This window comes from uncultured Arcticibacterium sp. (assembly GCF_964021845.1).
Taxonomy (GTDB): Bacteria; Bacteroidota; Bacteroidia; order Cytophagales; family Spirosomataceae; genus Arcticibacterium.
The window spans coordinates 1-21,636 of sequence record NZ_CAXHZC010000007.1; the positions used below are offsets into that span (position 1 = coordinate 1).

At 37.4% G+C, this 21,636-nt stretch carries 9 protein-coding genes; 5 read left to right on the top strand and 4 right to left on the bottom strand.

The window, feature by feature from the left end; genetic code table 11:
* Window positions 1-8,830, bottom strand: an 8,830-nt coding sequence (locus tag AADJ06_RS17700; protein ID WP_341227824.1) for an SdrD B-like domain-containing protein, incomplete at its 3' end; no start/stop codon positions are given.
* 464 nt (window positions 8,831-9,294) lie between these two features.
* Here AADJ06_RS17700 and argH point away from each other — a divergent pair.
* Window positions 9,295-10,635 carry an argininosuccinate lyase gene (argH, locus tag AADJ06_RS17705; protein ID WP_341227825.1) on the top strand — a complete coding sequence of 447 codons (1,341 nt, stop codon included), beginning with the start codon at window positions 9,295-9,297 and terminating at the stop codon, window positions 10,633-10,635.
* Between the two features lie 79 nt (window positions 10,636-10,714).
* Here argH and AADJ06_RS17710 read toward each other — a convergent pair whose 3' ends face one another.
* On the bottom strand, window positions 10,715-12,232 hold the full coding sequence (locus AADJ06_RS17710; protein ID WP_341227826.1) for a hypothetical protein: 1,518 nt from the start codon (window positions 12,230-12,232) through the stop codon (window positions 10,715-10,717).
* Window positions 12,233-12,454: 222 nt separating this feature from the next.
* Here AADJ06_RS17710 and AADJ06_RS17715 point away from each other — a divergent pair, with 222 nt between their 5' ends.
* Window positions 12,455-13,372 (top strand): PfkB family carbohydrate kinase, encoded by a 918-nt coding sequence (locus AADJ06_RS17715; protein ID WP_341227827.1) that lies wholly within the window; start codon window positions 12,455-12,457, stop codon window positions 13,370-13,372.
* 27 nt (window positions 13,373-13,399) lie between these two features.
* Here the strand turns inward: AADJ06_RS17715 and AADJ06_RS17720 are convergent, their stop codons facing one another.
* Complete coding sequence (locus AADJ06_RS17720; protein ID WP_341227828.1) at window positions 13,400-16,375, bottom strand: putative LPS assembly protein LptD; 2,976 nt, start codon at window positions 16,373-16,375, stop codon at window positions 13,400-13,402.
* Between the two features lie 173 nt (window positions 16,376-16,548).
* On the opposite strand from AADJ06_RS17720, the gene AADJ06_RS17725 reads away from it, so the two are divergent.
* Both AADJ06_RS17725 and AADJ06_RS17730 read left to right on the top strand, forming a co-directional pair.
* The gene (locus tag AADJ06_RS17725; RefSeq protein WP_341227829.1) at window positions 16,549-17,331 is read left to right on the top strand and encodes an N-acetylmuramoyl-L-alanine amidase; all 783 of its coding nucleotides are present in this window, start codon (window positions 16,549-16,551) and stop codon (window positions 17,329-17,331) included.
* A 49-nt stretch (window positions 17,332-17,380) separates the two neighbouring features.
* Window positions 17,381-18,331 carry an MlaD family protein gene (locus AADJ06_RS17730; protein ID WP_341227830.1) on the top strand — a complete coding sequence of 317 codons (951 nt, stop codon included), beginning with the start codon at window positions 17,381-17,383 and terminating at the stop codon, window positions 18,329-18,331.
* A gap of 7 nt (window positions 18,332-18,338) precedes the next feature.
* On the opposite strand, the gene AADJ06_RS17735 is transcribed toward AADJ06_RS17730, so the two are convergent.
* Window positions 18,339-19,175 (bottom strand): S1-like domain-containing RNA-binding protein, encoded by an 837-nt coding sequence (locus tag AADJ06_RS17735; protein WP_341228079.1) that lies wholly within the window; start codon window positions 19,173-19,175, stop codon window positions 18,339-18,341.
* 110 nt (window positions 19,176-19,285) lie between these two features.
* On the opposite strand from AADJ06_RS17735, the gene lysS reads away from it, so the two are divergent.
* A complete protein-coding gene (gene lysS / locus AADJ06_RS17740; RefSeq protein ID WP_341227831.1) occupies window positions 19,286-21,001 on the top strand; it encodes a lysine--tRNA ligase in 1,716 nt (571 codons plus the stop codon).
* The last annotated feature ends 635 nt before the right edge of the window (window positions 21,002-21,636 follow it).

Sequence of the window (21,636 nt, forward strand, 5' to 3'; positions counted from 1 at the left end):
CACCATCGCCCGTCGTTCCTGTTAAAATAACAGTTACCCCTTCGATACCTGGCTCCCCTGCATCTTGTAAACCATTTCCGTTCGTGTCAACAAAAACTGTATCTCCTAAACTCGCTGGTACATAGTAACCGGCATCGATATCTTTCTCGTCTTCGCCACTTGTAAGTGTGATTGTATCCGTGGTTCCGTCTGTCTCATTTGCATCACTATCGTCTGCTCCTTCGTCATCCGCTTCACCATTAGCATTCTCATCTGTTAATTGACCTGTTAAGCCATCTACATCGGCGGTCGTTGGGAATGTTACTACATAGTCGCCTGGTACTAATCCTGTAAACTCATAATAACCATCGCCATTAGTCGTCGTTGTCTCACTTACTGGCTCACCATCGCCCGTCGTTCCTGTTAAAATAACCGTTACCCCTTCGATACCTGGCTCCCCTGCATCTTGTAAACCGTTTCCGTTTACATCTACAAAGACTGTATCGCCTAAACTCGCTGGTACATAGTAACCGGCGTCGACTCTTGGCTCAAATTCACCATAAGACAAGGTATAAGTTTCTGTTATTCCAGTTGTTTGATCTGCATCCGAATCTTTATTCGTATCGGTTCCATCTGTATTTCCATTGGTAGCATCATCAGCCGTTATTTGGCCAGTAAGACCATCAATGTTTGCTGAGGTTGGGAAAGTTACTGTGTAATCACCTGGCTCCAATCCAATAAACTCATAGAAACCATTAGCATCTGTAGCAGCAGTTTGAGGAGTAATTGCAACTCCATCAACTATTCCATTTAAAGTAACAGTTACATTAGGAATACCCTCTTCTCCAACATCTTGTAAACCATTTCCATTAATGTCCACAAAAACTGTATCACCAAGAGCAGCTAATAAATCAATACAAGCTGTATCTCTTGCTATTTCTAATTCATTTAAATCTAATAAGATTGACTCATTGAAAAGTCCATTTCCTTTAGTGAAGGAATCTCCTCCATTTGAAGAAGAACATTCGTTATAAACATTATCTCCAGAAGAACCCGTTTCTAGGTTCAGTTTAACATCGACAGTTAGTATATAAGTATGTTTTTGGCCAACAGCTAAACTAACATCTTCTGAAAGTGTCCAAACCGCATCTCCTATATTTAATGTATTGACTGCAACTCCAGCATTATTTGTATAGGCCACTGACTGGATTTCAACATCCGAGTCAAAGCCAGGAGCATCTTGAAGTCCGTAAACACCGTCTTTACCACCTTTGTTTTCTACCTCAATAGTATACTCAATAGCATAATCGTCACGATCTATTTGAGTTCTATTTGAAGCAACTTTAGAGTGAACAATATATGGTAAATCTCCACAAGCGGTATCTTTCTCTATAACTGTTCCTTCAAAGTCCGTCAATAAAGACTCATTAAATAAACCTTCGCCAGCTTCGAACTCTGTCCCACCTGTTTTTGAGCCACATCCCTCATAAACATTATTTCCAGAAGAACCTGGTGTCATATCTATTTGCGTAATGACTTTCACAGAATAAGTATGACTTCCGCCTGCGGCCAAAGAAACACCATTTGCTAAAGTCCATACATTATCCGTAGGGTAAAGTGAAACTGTTGGAACACCTGAAGTAGTAGTATAACTAACATCTAAAATATTGATATCATCTTCAAAAGAAGCATCGTCTTTCAACCCATATGTTCCAGAAGCTCCACCAATATTATTCACAACTATTTCATAAGTTACTTCATACTTATTATCTCCTAAGGCCGTGGTAGCCGAAAGAGTTTTTGAATGCGTAATGAAAGGTAAATCGCCACATGCTGAATCTTTATCTATTACTAGCTCATTGCCATCTAAAAGAGAGGCAACATTAAATAAACCTTCGCCTGCAGCAATTGTTGAGGAATTTCCAGAGCCACACTCTTTATAAGTATCATCTCCAGTAACGCCATCTGTTAAGTTTATTGCAGCCTTAACTTTCAATACGTAAGTATGCTCCAGACCACCTCCCAATAATACATCAGTAGAAAGTGACCATGGCCCGTTTCCTGCTAAACTAGTTCCAGAAAAACCAGGAGCATCAGAAGTATAAGAAGCTTCTAAAATATTTATATCATTATCAAAAGCTGGTAGATCTGATAAACCATAAGTTGTTTTAGCACTTCCTGAATTATCAACTACAATATTATATAGGACTTCAAATTGATTATTACCCAAGTCTGTTGCTGAAACAAAAGTTTTGTTAATATTTAATTTAGGATTTAATATCAATCCAAAATCAACAGTCATATCTCCATAAGAATCATTTGTATCATCCTGAGCACCACCAATTTGGTTATCTGAATTACCTAATAATTCTTCATTCGCAGTTGGTTCGCCATTCGGCTCTAATACCACAACTTGTGAACTTATATCTTGACCTCCTGATACTTGCGAACCATTGTTGTTTCCATCCACCTCTTCCGTATCAATAGTAGTTTCACTAGCGTATTGATACTGCGTTGGTAAGTCTGCTCCAAGTATTTTGACTTGATATTGGCCAGGGGCCAATTCATCAAAATAATAATTCCCTTCTGAATCAGTAGGAACACTCTCTATAAAGTTATTTGAACCGTCAAAAAGAGAAACTGTAACTCCAGAAATACCATCTTCATTACCATCAATAATTCCATCATTATCACTATCAATCCAAACCGTAGACCCAATGCTTCCACATTGTACAACATTTACCATAACCGTAGCTGTAGCTGTACAGTTTTCAACGGATGTAACTGTCAATGTATAAATACCTTGAGTACTTTCTGTAATACTGCTAATCACAGGGTTTTGTTGATTTGAACTGTAAGAATTTGGTCCAACCCAAGAATACGTAGCTCCATTAGTCCAAGTTCCGGATTGGATAGTTAGATTCCCTCCTTCACAAGCATCTGCAATAGCAGGAATTGAGCCTTCTGGTTTTGGATGTACAATAATCTCAACTTGAGCAACTTCTTCACAAATCTTACTTGGAGGTGTACATTCTTCCACAGCAGCAGAAACAGCACCAATTCCAAAAGAGTCACCATTACCGTCAGGAGAGCATACCGTTATTTCAGCAATTTCGGTATTGGCTGGTACATTACTCAAAGTTATAGAAACCAGATCTGCTCCGTTTAACCCTGAAGTACTTGTCTTACTTTGAGTGACCCCACCAGCTGTAATAGTAACAGTTACTGGTCTAACATCATCTACCTCGTGCAGAGGAATTTTAAAATCTATATCTCTCGGTGCCGAACTTCCACCTATAGGTATATTAACCGTCACACAGTCATCTCCACCTGAAACATATCCATGATACAAATCAGTATCACTAGACAAGTATGAAGATGCACCACCTATTTGATCTCTTTCTACATATGCCGCTACACTACTCATCTGACAAGAACCATTGCCAGCAGTAATATCTATTTTGCCATCCGCACTTACACTAGAAAGTGTAGTTCTGAATATTTTTTCAGAATCTGGCTGTCCATTTGTCCTTACAACAAACTGCCCTGTAACCGTCTGACCTTCAATAGTCATAGTGTTAGCACAAGAACCATTCTCCACCCAAACTTCAACAATTACATTATTAAGATTTGATGGGTTTGGAATAGTGATAGAGTTTGACTGTCCTCCACCTTCAAGACCCTTTACATAGGTATCTATTATTTTATTAGTACCACAGCCATTTAAAACAGCATCATCAGTAGAATAGCCTTGAATAGAGTCATTTATTTTATAAACTTGCTTGTAAACAAAATTATCTATCCCTGAAAAACCTGTCGTAGGAGTATAGACAAACTCACCATTACCTGAGAAATTCAGTGTTCCATTGGAAACATTAGAATTTAAACTATAAACTATATCAAAAGCATCACTAGGTAATAAATCATTACTAGCAACATTTTCTGTTAAGAGCTCATCTTCACAAATTTCAAAATTATCATCAGTTGGAGGAATACAATTTTCATCACAGTTTTGAACATAAATAACTCCAGAAGCAGATGCCGTACAACCATTTTCAGTACACATAGCAGTGTACTCTTTGGTTGCATCTGGATTATTGATGGTTAATGTATTTCCAATTGCTCCAGTATTCCAAGATACGTTTCCGTTACAACCAGACGCCGTTAACGTAGCAGTTTCACCAGCACAAGTGGTTGTATTATTTACCGAAACCGTTGGTTGAGCTTTAAAAGTAACTTCCGTAGTTGCTGTAGCGGTACAGCTGTTTGTTGAAGTGACAGTAACAGTATAAACACCTGCCTCATCAGTAGTTACAGAAGAACCTGTAGCTGAAAAACCATTAGGCCCTGTCCAATTATAGGTTAGATTAGCCGTTCCTGAATTTGCAGTTAAAGTAACATCTCCTCCAATACATATATTCCCATTGTTTGAAGCAGTAGCCGAAATCACATCGGACTTATTACAAGCAACAATTTCAATATTGTCTAAATCCCATACTGAAAGATCTGCACCATTTCCAACAGGAGAATAAGCAGTCATTCTGAATTCAAATTCAGTTTCATCCGAGAATTCAAAATCAGGGTCATTACTTAAATCAATTTCTTCGGTAGTCCAACTAGTTGGGTTTGTTGAACGATTTAAAGACTCATAAACTAAATTACCTTCTTTATAAATTCTTATAGAGTACTTTTTCGGATAATTATTACTAGCCGTACCACCACTTGATGATGGCTCAGGAGCATAATCTAAAGTCTTTTCTGCCTTTTGGTTAAACCTCAATTTGGTTATTCCTCCTGTTTGAGAAGGATCAAAAGTAGCTTTAAACCTAATTGCTTTATCCCAATCTGCCGAAGAACTTTTACTTGCAGAAATACACATCGCTCTATCTGAGTTAGCATTCCCTGTATATCCTACAACACAACTATGAGGGTTATTTGAAGGATTATTTCGGTAAACGTTTGTAGCTGAAACAGATGTGAAATTACCAGAATTAGGATATTCAGGTAAAAACTCGCTGTAAGAATAGGCTTCTTGTAGAGCAAGGCACTGATTCAAATTCCATTTAACGACAGTTTTTGGCTGACAAGTCAAACAAACATCATTATTACAGTTAGGATCTACAGTTACTTCCACAGATTGCTCGGCAGCACAAGACCCCAAAGAACAACTAACTAAATAACTAGTTGTAGACTGAGGACTAACTACAATTTGCTCCGTAGTAGCTCCTGTACTCCAAAGAAGATTTCCGGAACAACTTGATGCTGTAAGTGTTACGGACTCTCCTTTACAGATATTAGCACTACTTACATTAATAATAGGTTTAGCTACGGAGTTTCCACAACATCCATTCAATTTGACCTCATCAATTTCCCAAACCGTACAACCTCCAGTCGGGTTAAAACCAATTAGCTCAAATTCATAGGTAGTGGCTGCATCTGAAATAAAGTCTTCTGTTTCTGCAAATGAAACAGTTTTTGTTTTCCAAGACTTAGTTAAGCCAGTAATGGTTTCCTCATGCACTTGTGTACCATTTTTGAAAACATAAAGTACAAGAGACTGCGAACCACCATCATTACACTGATAACCACTTCTCTTATAACTAAACTGTAAATCAGACAGTTTATATGATTTACCATTAGATGGTGTAATTGTAGTTGCAAATCTAACTGCTCTATCATTACCCGATCCTGGTTTCGATGTAGAGTTAATACCATTAATGCACATTGCATCTCCTGAAATTCCTGAGGCACAAGAGTGTTTATTTACATCAGGATTTACCCTATATATTGTACTTGCTTCTATTTCTCCACATCCACCAGTATTAGTTTTTGCGGTAAATTCTCCGTACCAGTTTCCACCAGTTCCGGTGTTACAATTATCCAAGTCCCAAGAAGCTAAAGCTACCGGCGTACAATCTGGAACACATACGGGGGTTCCTTCGCAGTTAGCATCAACAATAATATTAACAGTAGCTGTAGCACTACAAACTTTCCCACCAGAAACAAACGAAGCAGTTACTGTATAAACTCCAGCATCATTTTCATCTACATTACTTATCGTGAAAGATTGAGAAGAGCTAACTGTAACATTATCAGGAGATTTCCATGAATAAGAAAGACTACAGTCCTGAGGAACTTCTCCTTTAAACTGAGCATTGAAAGTAACTGAACCATCTAAACAAACGGATTGTGAACTAGCGGAAGCTTCCAATTCAAAAGGAACAATTCCACCTAGATTAAAATTAAAATCACCATGATCTGTTTTTTTAGACCAACCATTAGAACCTGAATTTGTAAAATTAAGGCTAAACCAACCACTAGCTCCAAAATCATTTGTATTAACATTGGCACCTGTACCTAGTTGGAAAGCAGGCATTGAATTACTATTATTATCAGAAATAGTAATTTCCATTCCAGCATATATTCCACTAGAACCACCTTTTATAGTTCCCTCAGCATCAGTATAATAATACAAATCATTTCCGTAAGTCGTACATGAATTAGCTTTCGGGCTATTTGATGGTGTGGTAGCAGTTCTATTTGAAAGATTATAGACTACATCAATGTAGTCATTGTTACCTCCACCATCGGCTTTGGCTCTACCGTAAATTTTAGCAGTTCCGTTACAATATTCTTCAAATTTAAGGTCCGTTGTTCTAAAGTGTTGATAATTAGGCTTCCCTTGAGAAGAACTCATATCCAACCAAACTGAATAATAAGTTGAAGATGTTGCACATGCTCCTCTTAATAAATTATCAGTTAGAGCTCTTTCTCCAGATAGACAAACGGGATCGTTAGTTCCTATATTCTTTACAGTAATAATATGTTTCGCAAAAGTCCCACAAGGATCTTCTGGTTTGAAACAAGCATAATAGTAATATGTACCTAAAGAAGATGGAGCTGTAGTTTGAATTGTAACCCCACCATTAGCAACGTACCCACCACCAACTACTGTTTTAGTTGTAAGTTGATCTAATGAATTAACATTCTGTGTTGACCTTACCCATTCTATATAAACCGAACTAGGAGCATCTGTCTTAACAGACAAATCAAAAACCTGACTTGGGTTAACTTCTGCAGAAGTAGGATCTGGGTCTGTTATTGAATAAGGACAATAATCTTCACAATCAAGAGCAACAGAAGTAGTTTTTTTACACGTACTATTTTTATCTTTTACCTCTATAGTATAAGTACCCTGACCTAAGCCAGTAAATTTATTTGATGTTTGATAACTACCATTATTTATTCTGTATTGATAATCACCACTTCCACCCGAAGCCTGAATCTCTATAGAACCATCTGATGAGCCACATTGCGGCTTTACTTTTATTGTATTATTTACAATAACCTCTGAGTAACAGGTATTTAAAACAACATTATCAAACTTTAAAGCCGTTTTTCTAGCATAGCCATAAATACGAACTTTATTAGTTCCTTGTGGAGTATAACCTTCTATAGGTGTTATACTTTGAAGAGTTCCATCAAAGTTCTTCGTGATATTAAAATCAGGAGACATGCTGATGAGCGTATTTCCTTGATAAAACTCTAATCGCAAATATGCATTATTACTTGTTCCGTGCTTTGCAGCATCCGCTGTCAACTTGTAGTATTTATTCTCCCCTAAAGCAACATCTTGATAAACTGTATAGTCATTGTCATAATTGCTATTATTTAAAATACCATATCCTCCAGAAGGTCCCCCTGTATATCTTGAGAATTGACCCTGAGGAGCTATCCAATTATTAGCGTTAGAATCAAAGTTAGGATTTAAGACCAGATTATTTGACAAACAAACACAAGACAATGGAGCTGGATTACACTCTCCATTAATAGCAATAGCACTACCTAAAACCCAAGATTGACCATTAACTCCAGACTGACCATTTTGATTATGCCTTGTATCTACTTGAATAGCAATGCTGCTTACGTTAGCAGGAACATTATTAAGCTCCAGCGTTACAATATTTAAACAACAATCTCCTAAAGACTTATCTGAACTATAAATAAATTTTGAAGTCGAACTTGAACCTGCAGTGGCCTTAATCATAAGGTACCTGTTATCGTTCGTCATTTCGGAAATAGGAACATTAATAGTCAAATTCCTAGAAGAAGAAGATGTTGGAATTGACATATTGATGGTTTGCACATCATTATAACCACTCCTTTTAGCAAAAACACCTGAACTTTGAAAGCCTACAACATTTCTCTCTACATATAATACTAATGACTGAAGATTTGAAGTACTACTTGAATTTGTATATGTCACAGAGGATGCTGCCGAAAGCTCAGCTCTATAAACATAAACGTCAGAGCTACCTCCTACTGGAGTAGTTCTCTGTGCAGTCTTACCTTGAATAGTAATAGAAGAGCCAGGGTTACCCCCTTTATATATTACCTCTGCATAAATGCGGTTAATATTGCTCGCATTCGGAATATTAATGGTCGAGGTTGTCTGTCCCTTTATTCCCTGACCATATACATCCATCCTCTTGCCTTCAGCACAAGAATAGCTCCAGTCTGTATCAACCGAAGCTACCACCCTTGCAGAAACCATTTTACTGGAGGCCTCTTCTTCCTTTACAAAGTCAGAAGTCATGAATCTATTAACCCGCTCTAGTCGTTCCAAGGCATGTTCGCTCCCTTGAAGAAACGGGGCTGCTTTTAAAACAGCAGCTTCAGCTTCCTTAAAGGAAAGACTCTCGCCCGCAACGGAGGATTGCTGACTTAAAGCACTTTTCAACGAACTACTTTGACCCGTTGTTCCTGACCCCTTGCTTTGAGCAAATGTCGGTGAACCAAAGAATGATAATAGTGTAATTAAAGATAGGGCACTAAATAGCCTTCTCTTCATTTTTGAAGATAATCTGGACAGACTTCTCATTTCAGTTTTAAGTAAGTGTTCTCTCAATAGAACTAGTTTTTTAAATAAATTCAATCAGCAATGTTAAATTCCTTATCAGAATTATCAGTTTTTTTTCTAAATAAAAAAAAGCAACATCCAGTTTTCCATATATAAACGACAGTATTTGAAAGGGCAATTCGCCCTTAAAAATTATGCCAAAATACAGGATTGCACGATGTTACTTTCTAAAAAGCCCTCCCAAACACCAATGAAGGCATCTTTTAAGACTTATTTTATTTAATCCAAAAAACGGCATAAGACGTTTTAAGAATTCCCAAATAATAGTGCAAATACCGTGCTAAAAATGTCTCCGCTTAATATTTTTCCTTTTCAGATTATTAGACGCATATTTCTATTTTAGGTCACTTTCTTTGTTTCTTTGTGAGGTTAATAATCAAAAAAACAAGTACGTAGTGAAACTTTGGAGCAAAAGTAATGGTAAGAAAGTTCAAGAAAACATTGAACAATTTACCGTAGGTCAAGATAGAGAACTAGATATTCATTTAGCCCGATTTGATGTATTCGGCTCCATGGCTCATGCCATTATGCTGGAAAGTATTGGACTTCTAGAAAAAAAAGAACTAGAATCACTCCTTATAGAATGTAAAAGTATTATCTCCGACATTGACAGTGGTGTTTTTAAAATTGAAGATGACGTAGAAGATGTTCACAGTCAGGTAGAGTTAATACTCACCCAGCGATTAGGAGATATTGGAAAGAAAATCCATAGCGGCCGCTCTAGAAACGACCAAGTTTTAGTGGACCTTAAGATGTACCTTAGGAGTAAGATAGAAGACATGTGCTCTCAAACGAATTCGCTTTTTCAAACTCTTATTGAGAAAAGCAATTTGCACAAAGGAGACCTACTGCCTGGATACACTCACCTTCAAATAGCTATGCCCTCTTCTTTTGGCCTATGGTTTGGAGCATATGCAGAAAGCCTTATTGATGACATTACTATACTTCAAGCAGCATATAAGGTTGTTAATAAAAATCCTTTAGGCAGTGGTGCTGGTTATGGCTCTTCTTTCCCACTCAACAGAACCATGACTACAGAGTTACTTGGCTTTGATGACCTAAATTATAATGTAGTATACGCTCAAATGACTCGAGGGAAGATGGAATATGCCGTTTCTTCCGCTTTGAGTAACATTGCCAATACTATATCAAGACTGGCAATGGATGTTTGTCTTTACAACAGCCAGAACTTTGCTTTCATCAAGTTACCAGAGGAAATCACAACAGGCAGTAGCATAATGCCTCATAAAAAGAACCCTGATGTGGCAGAAATACTCAGAGGAAAAGCTAATCTTTTAAAAAACCTACCAACTCAGATAAACAGCTTATTATCAAACTTACCAAGCGGTTACCACCGAGAACTTCAATTACTTAAGGAAATTCTTATTCCAGCCTTTGATAGCTTCTCGGAGTGTTTAGAGATTACGGAATTTATGGTAAGAGAAATGGAGGTGAAGAAAAATATTCTTGACGACCCAAAGTATGACTTACTATTCAGTGTTGAAAATGTAAACAACCTTGTATTAAAGGGCACACCATTTAGAGATGCTTACAAAATTACTGGCGAAGGCATTAATGATGGAAACTTTGTACCAGACAGAAGCCTTAATCATACCTTAGAAGGTAGCATAGGAAACCTATGTAATGATGCTCTAGTGAAAAATATGGACTACTTAATTGCCGGATTTGAATTTAATAAAGTAGATAAAGCGTTTGAGAATTTACTTAATCGTTAAGAATTAGAACTTTCATTCTACTGCATAAAAAAAGCATTCCGTTTGGAATGCTTTTTTTATATCTAAAACGAATAAGCTCCTAGAAACAAGAATCGTCTCCGTTTGAGCAACATCTTGAGAATCTCTTACCCATTTTTTTGTATTGACTCTCAGTGATTTCGATATAAACTTTTCCATCATCACCTACTTTCATTTCTTGCTTAGTGAAACTTGCGTCAAGCTCAATTGGCAAGTCAATATTTTTCTCTGCTGGCTCATTTCCTTCACCATCACAAATCTCTAAAGCATGCGTAAGGTTGCTACTTCCAGTAAGCATGTATTGAAGGGCAGATGCTCCAGCAACACTATATTGACCTAAACATAAATATTTGTCAGCCGACTCTCCTTTTGAAAGTTTACCCATTTTCTTGGCATGGGCAATAACAGTTACTGTGTTACTGTGCTCTTTACTTACTACTTCACTTATGGCATCATTTCCAGCAAAGAAAATAGTTTGTTTTTTCTTACCAATAACTCCATCCGAAGCAGCTTCAGCTACTACTGCATCAGTTGATTCAATTTCTGTAGCAGAAAGACCTTCCATTTCAGTTCCAGCCATATCAGCAGGACATAAGGCATAATCCTTTTTCAAGACAGCAAATCTCTTTTTAGTAACATCCATTCTAATGGCACCGTTATCACCAAAGCTTGTCTGACCTTCTTCTACATCAAAATCTAAGTTTACTGGAATTTTTAAATCAACATTGGAAAGTGCGTTTCCATTTTGATTATCTACTCTTACAACTTCCGAAGCACTCGTAGAACCAGATGCTGCGTATTCATATGTAACACTTACAGGAACAGTCAATTTACCTAAACATAAGCTCTGACCACCATAAGATGCTACTAACTCTACTTCTTTAGTCCCCATTACACAATCTCCACTAGCCACTTCACCAGCACCCGATAAGTTGATTGTTTGATCTACCGTATCCTGACAATCTGGACATGGTGTACAGTTACAATATGGATTGGCTGTATTATTAGCACTCCAAGCGGAAAAATTATTACACTCAGGACAAGGAATCTCTTGGTCACATTTAGGAAGATCTTGGAAGAAGATATTTCCACAAGTTTTCATAATGTAGACAAAGCAAGGGCCATCTTTAACAAAAATCTGATACCCTTCAAAATCTTTTCCGAATTGAGCTTTGAAGTATTTCTTACTTCCTGAGCCCATCCACCCTACTGAGCCAGCAGGTACAATTACTGGAGTAATGTCATCTTTGTCAAATTCAGGATCTTCAGAACCTGTATAACCTAGGGTTCTTAAAAGTCTATCAAGTTCAGCACCATTTCTTTTGCTTCTTCTTTTGACAGCTTTAAGATGAGCATAGGCCGAAGCGGCTGTATGTCGTCTAATTCGTCCAAACTGAGGATTAGTTCCAAGCCTATTAAGGATCTTTGGGGCAGCTCCTTCTGGCATAGTAGTTACTACCTCATCATGAAAAAACGAGTTAAGCGTTTCTACACATGGTACAGAACCTTGGGCATTTGATTGCGTACTAAATGCTACTGTGAGCAAAAAAGCACCGATAAGAAATAAAGGATTCTTCATTGGAAAAATTGTTCTTATTTAGTTATTAGAGGGTAAAAATACAACAAAGAATTAATAGATATAAGCAAACTATCCACTAAAATATTAAACAAAAACATGGTACGATTTTTTACGGTAAGGGCTTTTTTGCCAAAATTCCTCCGTATAGTTCGGCAAATTCAAATGTTACTATTCCGAGAATCGTAGTATTTTTGCATAAAATTATAAAACTAAACATCATTCATGAGTTTATTAACTGTAGGTTCTGTAGCATTTGACAAAATAGAGACACCTTTTGGCAAGACAGATAAAATTATTGGTGGGGCTGCCACTTATATATCATTAACTGCTTCTTACTTTACTAAAAAGAATAATTTAGTGGGGATAGTTGGGGCAGATTTTCCTGCCGAAATGATTGAAACATTTCATAAACATGCCATTAATACTGACGGCCTAGAAATAGACCCAAACGGTAAAACATTTTTCTGGTCTGGTAAGTATCATAATGATATGAACAGCCGTGACACCCTAGAGACTCAGTTAAATGTTTTGGATGGTTATGAGCCAAAATTACCTGAGCAATACCAAGACTGCGAATACCTTATGTTAGGAAACATGGTGCCTGCTGTGCAGCATGCTACTTTAAATAAATTTAACAAGCGTCCTAAATTTGTGATGCTAGATACCATGAACTTATGGATGGACATAGCCATGGATGAACTAAAGGCAGTTATTGCTGATATTGATTGCTTGACAATAAATGATTCTGAAGCAAGACAACTTTCAGGCGACTACTCTATAAGAAAAGCGGCTAAAACCATTATGGCAATGGGACCTAAAACTTTGGTTATTAAAAAAGGTGAGCACGGTGCTTTATTATTCCAAGGAGATAAGATTTTCTTTTGCCCTGCTTTACCGTTAGAGGATGTTTTTGACCCAACGGGTGCTGGAGATAGCTTTGCCGGAGGGTTTATTGGCTATTTGGCAAAGTCTGACGACTTATCTTTCAATAACCTTAAAAGAGCTATGATATATGGTTCGGCAATGGCTTCTTTCTGTGTTGAGAAATTTGGTGTAGAAAGAATATTAGGCCTAACTGACCAAGAGATAAACGATAGAGTAATGGAATTTGTACAGCTAGCCAGTTTCGAAATTAGCTAATCAAATATTTTCAAGACAGTGTTATGGCTAGAAACCTCCTCGGTCATAATACTGTCTTCTCCTACTTACTTTTAAATCTTTAAGAAGGGAAGAACGAACCCTCAAATCAAAACTATAGTTTGAGGCTCTTGCCGCATTACCTGCAATAGGTGTCCAGTTAAAGCTCATATCCCAACAGTGTAACTCACGCATCATTCCCACCGTAGTCAGTGTTACATCTTTATAAACAAAGTCCCAACCTGTACTGTAGGTTACTTTCCACTTTGGTGTTAAACTAAAATCTCCTCTAAAAGACAAAGCTTGCGTTACTCGAGCATCTGCTAGACCTTGCTTAGAATAGTTTAAAGAGTAAGCCACTGTCAAACTCCATGGGATTGAAAAATCTACATAAGCCATAGGGTTAGCCTTGATAAACTTCTCCATGGCAGCTTTCGCGGGGTCTTCATTTTCATCCGTTTCCTTTCCTCCTTGTTTACCCTTATTAAAGGTTTTAGGACTAAGCGTGGTATTCATAGACAAGTTAAAACTACTCAAGTAGTCTCCCACATCTACTTCTGTATTATTTTTCCATTTAAAAATCGGAACTCTTTGCCCGGCTAGGTTACTGGAAATTAAATCGTCTTTAACATACTGGTAAGGGTCTATGGTACCTCCTGTATTTAACCTTATCAAACCTTTAAATAAGGATGTATTAGCACTCAAATTAATATTGGACAGTGCAAATTCGCCTAAACCTACCTTAGCAAGAAGATTGTAGCTCCCGTTTATACTAAAATTGTCAAGCAAGGAAACTTTCTCAAATTCGTTTTGAGCAGTGTCTGACTTACTTCGCATTTTAGCTTCTAGCTGATTCGTTATTCCGAAACTAATATTGGCTGAAGCCGAACCTGTTCTCGCCGAAGAATTGATAAATCTTGGCAAATACTTTTCAGTTATAGCCCCCGTACTATCCTGCCTAGTAACAGTCTTATACGCATACTGCCCTTCGGTATCTGGTGTGTAACTCAAACTCATAGAAGGAGAAACGGTATGCCTAATAGCCTGCATTCTTCCTTTTTCGTTAAACCTATAAGTTCCGTACACTCTAGTATTTAAACTTGTTCCAAAAGAATAGCTCTGACCAAAAGACGGCTTATTTAAGGTATCAATTACGACTACACCGCCACCATTAGGGTCAACTAAAACTCTTAAGTTTTGTAAATCATCATAGCTGTATGAAACAGAATCATAATCTTCAACACCTTGTACAGTAACAGTTCTTCCATCGCTTAAAGTAACAACCTTCTCTCCGTCTCCAGGATTTACAAATTGATACTTCAATTCCTTAGTAAAAACATCTCCTTTGTAGGAAATACTTGGCGTCAGGTTTATATACTTAGCAATCTTCAGGTTTGGTAGCGAAATAGGCACATTATAAGAAGTATTAAACACCCCATTATTAAGAATATTATCAATACCCTCAATAACTGGGCTATCTAAAGCTGCAAGCTGCTCTTCGTAAAGAATTCTTTCTTCATCAGTTAAATTATTTGACAAAAGAAGCTGCTCGAGCTCCTGCTTTCTTCTTTCTTCTATTGCAGAAATGGGCTCGTTAGAAACTCCAGCAATATTGTAATCATTATAGCTGGTAGATCGAGTGTTGTTTTGATTTGTTACGGAGTAGCCTCCATTAACTGAAAGCCCTGTTCTAAAAGACTCATACCATCTTCCTATTTGTTTTTTCTCTGGCACAAATGGGTTAAACTGACTAACAGCTAAACTATATGTAGCTCCAGCATTTAAAACCTTGGTAGACACGTTTTGATTGACCCTTAATGCTCCACTCGTTCTTATCAATTTCCCAAAGTCTTTTGAGTATTGAATAGATGAGCCAAAAGTATTACTGGTGTATTGGTCTACGGCGTCTAGCCTTCTATTGTTTTGATTAAAGCCATTACTTACCAAATTGACCGAAGCAGAAAAACTTCTATCAGGTCTTTTGTTTTGCGGAGAATGCGACCATGAAATATTAAAATCTCTAGAAGTTTCTTGAAGCGACAGCTCATCACCAGGATTATTGACATTGAACTGGACATTGACATTTCCTGAGTATCTATACTTCTTGGTATACTGTGACTGCACGCCAAGACCAAAACTTCCTTTGGAATAGATTTGACCTAAAACCTTTGCACCGATATACTCATTGAAAGCATGATAGTAACCAAAGTCTCTAAAGTAGTAGCCTCTGTTATTGGGCTCTTCTCCATAGCTACCCATAATAAAACCTGATGTACCTATCTCCTTCTTCTTTGGCACAGGAAAAAAGCCAAAAGGAAAACCTATGGGCAAAGGAATACCGGCCAAAACTAAATTAAATGGCCCAGAAATAATGGAGCGTTTATTCACAAGCTTAATTTTCTTTGCAGCAATATGAAAATGCGGCTCCGCCAAATCACAAGTAGAGTATTTAGCATCTACTAAATAGAGGTTATCCTTTGGGTCTTTCTTTACTTTCTCACCTTGAATTATACCCTCTCCCTCTTGCGTTACAATCCCCTTAATAATGGCCTTCCTAGACTTAAAGTTATACCTTATGGTATCTGTATTATAGGATTCTGCTCCTTGCGTAAAAATCGGTTTTCCTTTTACTTTCTCTCCCACCAACTTTGTAGAATCTGGAACTCCGTGTGCGTAAATCTCACTATCTACCCAACTAAAGCGAATAAAATCAGCTTTTAAATCCACATCTCCATACTCTACGGAAGCATTACCATATAAAAAAACAGTCTCTCCATCCACTTCCATTATAATGGTATCAGCAGAGTAAACCACAGTAGTTTCTAAGTTATTATCTACACTTACTAAGGAGTCGGCAATTAAGCTCTTCGGAAGTGTATCTTTGGGAATCACTAATGAGTCTGAAAATATGCCATTGGTAATAGTATCTTGAGCTGCTACTAAAGAGTCTGTTTGAGCATAAGTCAAACTGGAAACTAGGCAGCACAACAAAAGAATAGGACACAAAATATGGGATTTGCGACCTACGATTTTAGAGGAAAGTCTCAGGACAATATTTTTAAATTTTTCCTGTTTTATCAAAAAAGTTAAATTTGAATCACAAAAGTACTTTAATTGTACTTCCTAATAACGTAAATTATACAAATCTCGTGTTAAATTTACCTAAATAACACTACATCATGCTTTCTAATAAAACCTTCATAATAGCCTTTTTACTTACATCTGCCACTTTTTTTTCGTTCAGCAGGCTCAATAGCTATCCCTTAAACGCCGTAAAAAAAGTGGTGATTGATGCCGGACATGGTGGCAAAGACCCTGGTACAGGAAATGGCCGAGAAAAAAGATTTGCTTTAGACATAGCTCTCCGCTTAGGTAAAATGATAAAAAATAATCTAAAAGATGTAGATGTAATTTACACTAGAGACACTGATGTGTTTATTCCATTAAACGAGCGAGCGGAAATTGCCAATAAAAATAAAGCCGACCTTTTTATATCCATACACTGTAATGCGTTCACATCTGCAAATGCAAGTGGTACAGAAACTTATGTTATGGGGCTTCATAAAAGTGAGGATAACCTTAACCTGGCTAAGCGAGAGAATAATGTGATTTTAATGGAAGATAATTACAAAAAGTCTTATAAAGGTTTTAACCCAAACTCTCCGCTTGCACATATCATGTTAGCCAACTACCAAAGTGCTTTTATGAATCAAAGCATGGATTTTGCTTCAAGAGTGGAGCGTCAATTTGTTAATCATGGAAATAAAAGCCGTGGCGTAAAACAAGCAGGTTTTTTGGTTATCTGGGAAACTACTATGCCGAGTGTATTAATTGAAACGGGTTACCTCTCTAATCCTACTGATGCCAGAAAATTAGCCTCGGAAAGTGGTAGAGAGAATATTGCGAAAGCGATATACACGGCATTCAATTCCTACAAATCTGACGTAGAAAGAAACCAATAAGGCATTATATTTGTGTCATAGTTGTAATCACAGGCATAAACAGCAAAAAATGAAAATAAGTAAAGAAGCGAAGGTTGGTTTATTAGGTATCATTTCGCTAGTTATCTTATATCTAGGTTTCAATTATCTTAAAGGTTTGGATGTATTTTCTACAGAAAATGAATACCAAGTAGTATTTAGTGATGTACAAGGGCTTCAGACCTCAAACGCCGTTACCTTTAAAGGTGTAAATGTAGGGCGTGTAATGTCTATGAAGACAGACCAAGAGAATAATCGGATAAATGTAACATTAGCCGTTAGAAAGCACATAAAACTTACAGACCAAACTGTAGCTCTATTATCTGACGATGGACTTATAGGTGGTAAACTGATAAAACTGCAAATAGAACCAGGGACAAGCCTACCTGAAGGAGGCCTTCTTAAAGGTCAAACTGAAATGGGTTTGGCTGATGAAGCCATATCTACCATTACACCTGCTCTGCAAAATGTGGACTCCCTTTTAATTAATCTTAATAAGGTGGTAAAGCAGTTTGACCAAACCGGTTATGCCTTAAATGAACTCCTGACTTCTGCCAATAAAACTACAGATGGTTTAAACGCTGTTTTAGCTCAAAATTCTAATGGTCTGGCAAAAGTTATTTCTAATGCTGAAACTGTTACAGAAAACCTTGGAACAGTTACGGGAAACTTAGACACTCAAATAGCTCCAATAATGGAAAGAACTGGAGCATTTACAGAAAACCTTAGTACTTTAGAACTAGAGAAAACAGTAAGCAGCCTTAATACTGCCATAGCTGGCTTGCAGGATATTCTGACAAATGTAAATGAGGGACAAGGTACTTTAGGCAAATTAACTTCTGACCAGTCACTATATTCCAACCTTGACGAAACAGCCGCATCTTTAGACGCCCTACTTTCTGATTTGAAAGCGAATCCGAGACGTTATGTGCATTTCTCTCTTTTTAAAGGGAAAGATAAGGAGGGGAAGAAGAAGGAGTAACGTATTCCTATTGAACCAAGCTTATCCCTTCCGGCTCAATAACAATAAGCTTTTGCTTGTATAAACTACCAATAGCCCTTTTGAAGGCTTTCTTGCTCATTTCTAATCTGCCTTGAATATCTGCAGAGTCAGATTTATCAGAAAGGTCGAGGCTGCCGCCATTGGCTTTTAAAGTTTCTAATACCTTTTGAGCATTGGGCTCATTGATATTTTCAAAACCTTGCTTTTGAAGGGTGATGTCAATTTTACCATCTTCTCGCACCACTTTCACAAAGCCTTTAGTGATGTCTCCCCAAGCTACCCTTTGGAAAATCTCATTTTCATAAATAAGTCCACGGTATTTATGATTGACCGCCACATTATATCCTAGGTCGGTTTTGTCCAAAATCAAAAGGTCTACCTCCTCCCCTTCTTTTAGATCAATGTTTTCAAACTCAAAGTGCCTATTCAGTCGGCATGAACCTACTAGCCTATCTGTCTCGGTATCTAAATAAAGGTAGACCACCGTGTAATCCCCTTCTCTAAGCTTTTGATTTTGTTCTCTAAAAGGAACAAAAAGGTCTTTTTCTAAACCCCAGTCTAAAAATGCCCCTATTCTGGTAGCTGCACTTACCTGTAAACAAGCAAACTCATTAAGCTTTATAAGAGGTTCTAAAGTGGTAGCAATGATTCTATCTTCAGAGTCTCTGTAAAGAAAAACCTCCACCTCATCGCCTACATTCAGGTTTTCGGGAATGTACTTATGAGGTAGTAATACATCGTTATTTTCGTCATCTCCTAGGTAAAAACCTACCGATGTACCTCTTAAAACCTCTAACTTATTTAATTGACCTACTTTTAGCATGCTCAAAGCTAGGCAATGTTCATCGGAGATTGATTAATATTTCATAATTTTGCATTCTTTTTTACGCTTGGAATGGGCTAAACATTCCATTATATATAGAACAATTATAGATGTTACTGAACGAGCAAGAAATCCTTAGAAGACAAAAGAGAGAAGAGCTAATGGCTATGGGCATAAATCCCTACCCGCCAGAGCTTTTTGAAATCAACGCAACGTCTGCCGAAATAAAGGCAAACTTTGACACAGAAAAAGGAAACTATAAGTTTATAAGCCTTGCGGGTAGACTCATGAGTGTACGTGGTAAAGGAAGTGCAGCTTTCGCAGAAATTCAGGATAGTTCTGGAAGAATTCAGGTCTATTTCAGAAGGGACGACATTTGCCCAGAAGAAGACAAAACGATGTACAACATTGTCTTCAAAAAACTTTTGGACATTGGTGACATTCTAGGAATCCAGGGATATGCCTTTGTGACTCAAGTAGGAGAAATCTCTATTCACGTAACGTCTTTCAAAATACTCAATAAAGCCCTCAAACCTCTCCCAATAGTAAAGAGAGACAAAGACGGCAATGTACATGATGGCTTTACAGACCCAGAATTAAGGTATCGTCAGCGTTATGTAGACCTTATAGTAAATCCTGAGGTTAGAGATGTTTTCTTAAAACGAACGAAAATCACAAATTCTATTCGCCAGTTTTTCAATGACAGAGAGTACTTGGAAGTAGAAACACCTATTCTTCAGCCCATTCCTGGAGGTGCAGCAGCTCGTCCATTTATGACACATCACAATGCTTTAGATATCCCTTTATATCTTCGTATTGCCAATGAGCTGTACCTCAAAAGATTGATAGTTGGAGGTTTTGATGCTGTCTATGAGTTTGCTAAGGACTTCAGAAATGAAGGTATGGACAGAACGCATAATCCAGAGTTTACAGTCATGGAACTGTACGTGGCCTACAAAGATTATAACTGGATGATGGAAATGACTGAGGAGTTACTAGAAAAAGTAGCTTTAGACTCCAATGGTACTTCAACAGTAACTGTAGGCGAAAATCAAATTGAATTCAAAGCCCCTTATGCAAGAGTTCCTATTTTGGAAGCTATAAAAGTTCATACTGGGTATGACGTGGCAGGAATGAATGAAATAGAGCTACGTGAGGTTTGTAAAAAAGTAGGCATACCCGTTGATGATACTATGGGAGTAGGAAAGCTCATTGATGAGTTATTTGGGGAAAAATGTGAGCATCATTACATTCAGCCTACGTTCATTACTGATTATCCTAAAGAAATGAGTCCATTATGTAAAGTACATAGAGATAACCCAGACTTAACAGAAAGATTCGAACTAATGGTGAATGGTAAAGAATTAGCCAATGCCTACTCTGAGCTAAATGACCCTATTGATCAACGTGAACGCTTTGAGGAGCAAATGCAGCTGACTAAAAAGGGAGATGATGAAGCCATGTTCATTGATCAAGACTTCTTACGAGCCTTAGAGTACGGTATGCCCCCTACATCAGGTATTGGTATTGGTATTGACAGGCTGGCTATGCTATTGACTAATAATACGAGTATTCAAGAGGTGCTTTTCTTTCCTCAAATGAGACCAGAGAAAAAAGTAGAAGTTGCCACCGTGGCCGACTATGAAGCCGTTGGCGTTCCTGAAATTTGGGTCCCAGCTTTGCAAAAAATGGGATTCTTCACCATTGAGGCTCTTAAAGAGGCTAATCCGAATAAAATATTTAATGATTTGGGCGGAATGCGTAAAAAACTAAAAATTGACACAAAACTTCCCTCTAAAGAGGAAATTGAGAACTGGGTTTCATAAAAAACACACCAATTTTCACTAAACACTAAAGCCTCCATTGCCCTTTTACCAATGGAGGCTTTTTTTATCCAAAATAGTCTATAAGGCATTTAAATAACATTTCTCCACGTTCGTATTAAGCTACTCTTCATACTCTTGACCACTCTTAAGAAGGATTCTAAATAACGGAATAATACAATAGTACGCCACTAAGACACTCACACTCCAATATTCACCACTTTTGCTTTACTTATTGTACTTATTTTATATTATGTTATAATCATTTATCTTTTTTATGGCAAATACTCATTTTTGCCATATTAAATTTTTTTAAAAACAAATAGTGCAGTACACTTGAACTGTATTTAGAACGAAATACAAAATTTAGCAAACGAAACTTCCCATCCCGACCGCAACAATGGCGAAAGTTTTACAGAGGCTATGTGTAGAAGCATAGCTACTGTAGACAACGGTGTCTAGTGTGTGTGGTAATAATAATTCTAAACTAATCTTAAGAAAATTTCATCACGAAATTCAAAATCGTGGTTTCAAGAAATAAAATGTTTTCTCCGCCTTTGGTCAATGTAAGAACCGAGCGGTCGGGGAACTCCATTTTCCGGGCGGAGAAAACATTTCAAGAACTTGTTAAAATGAAC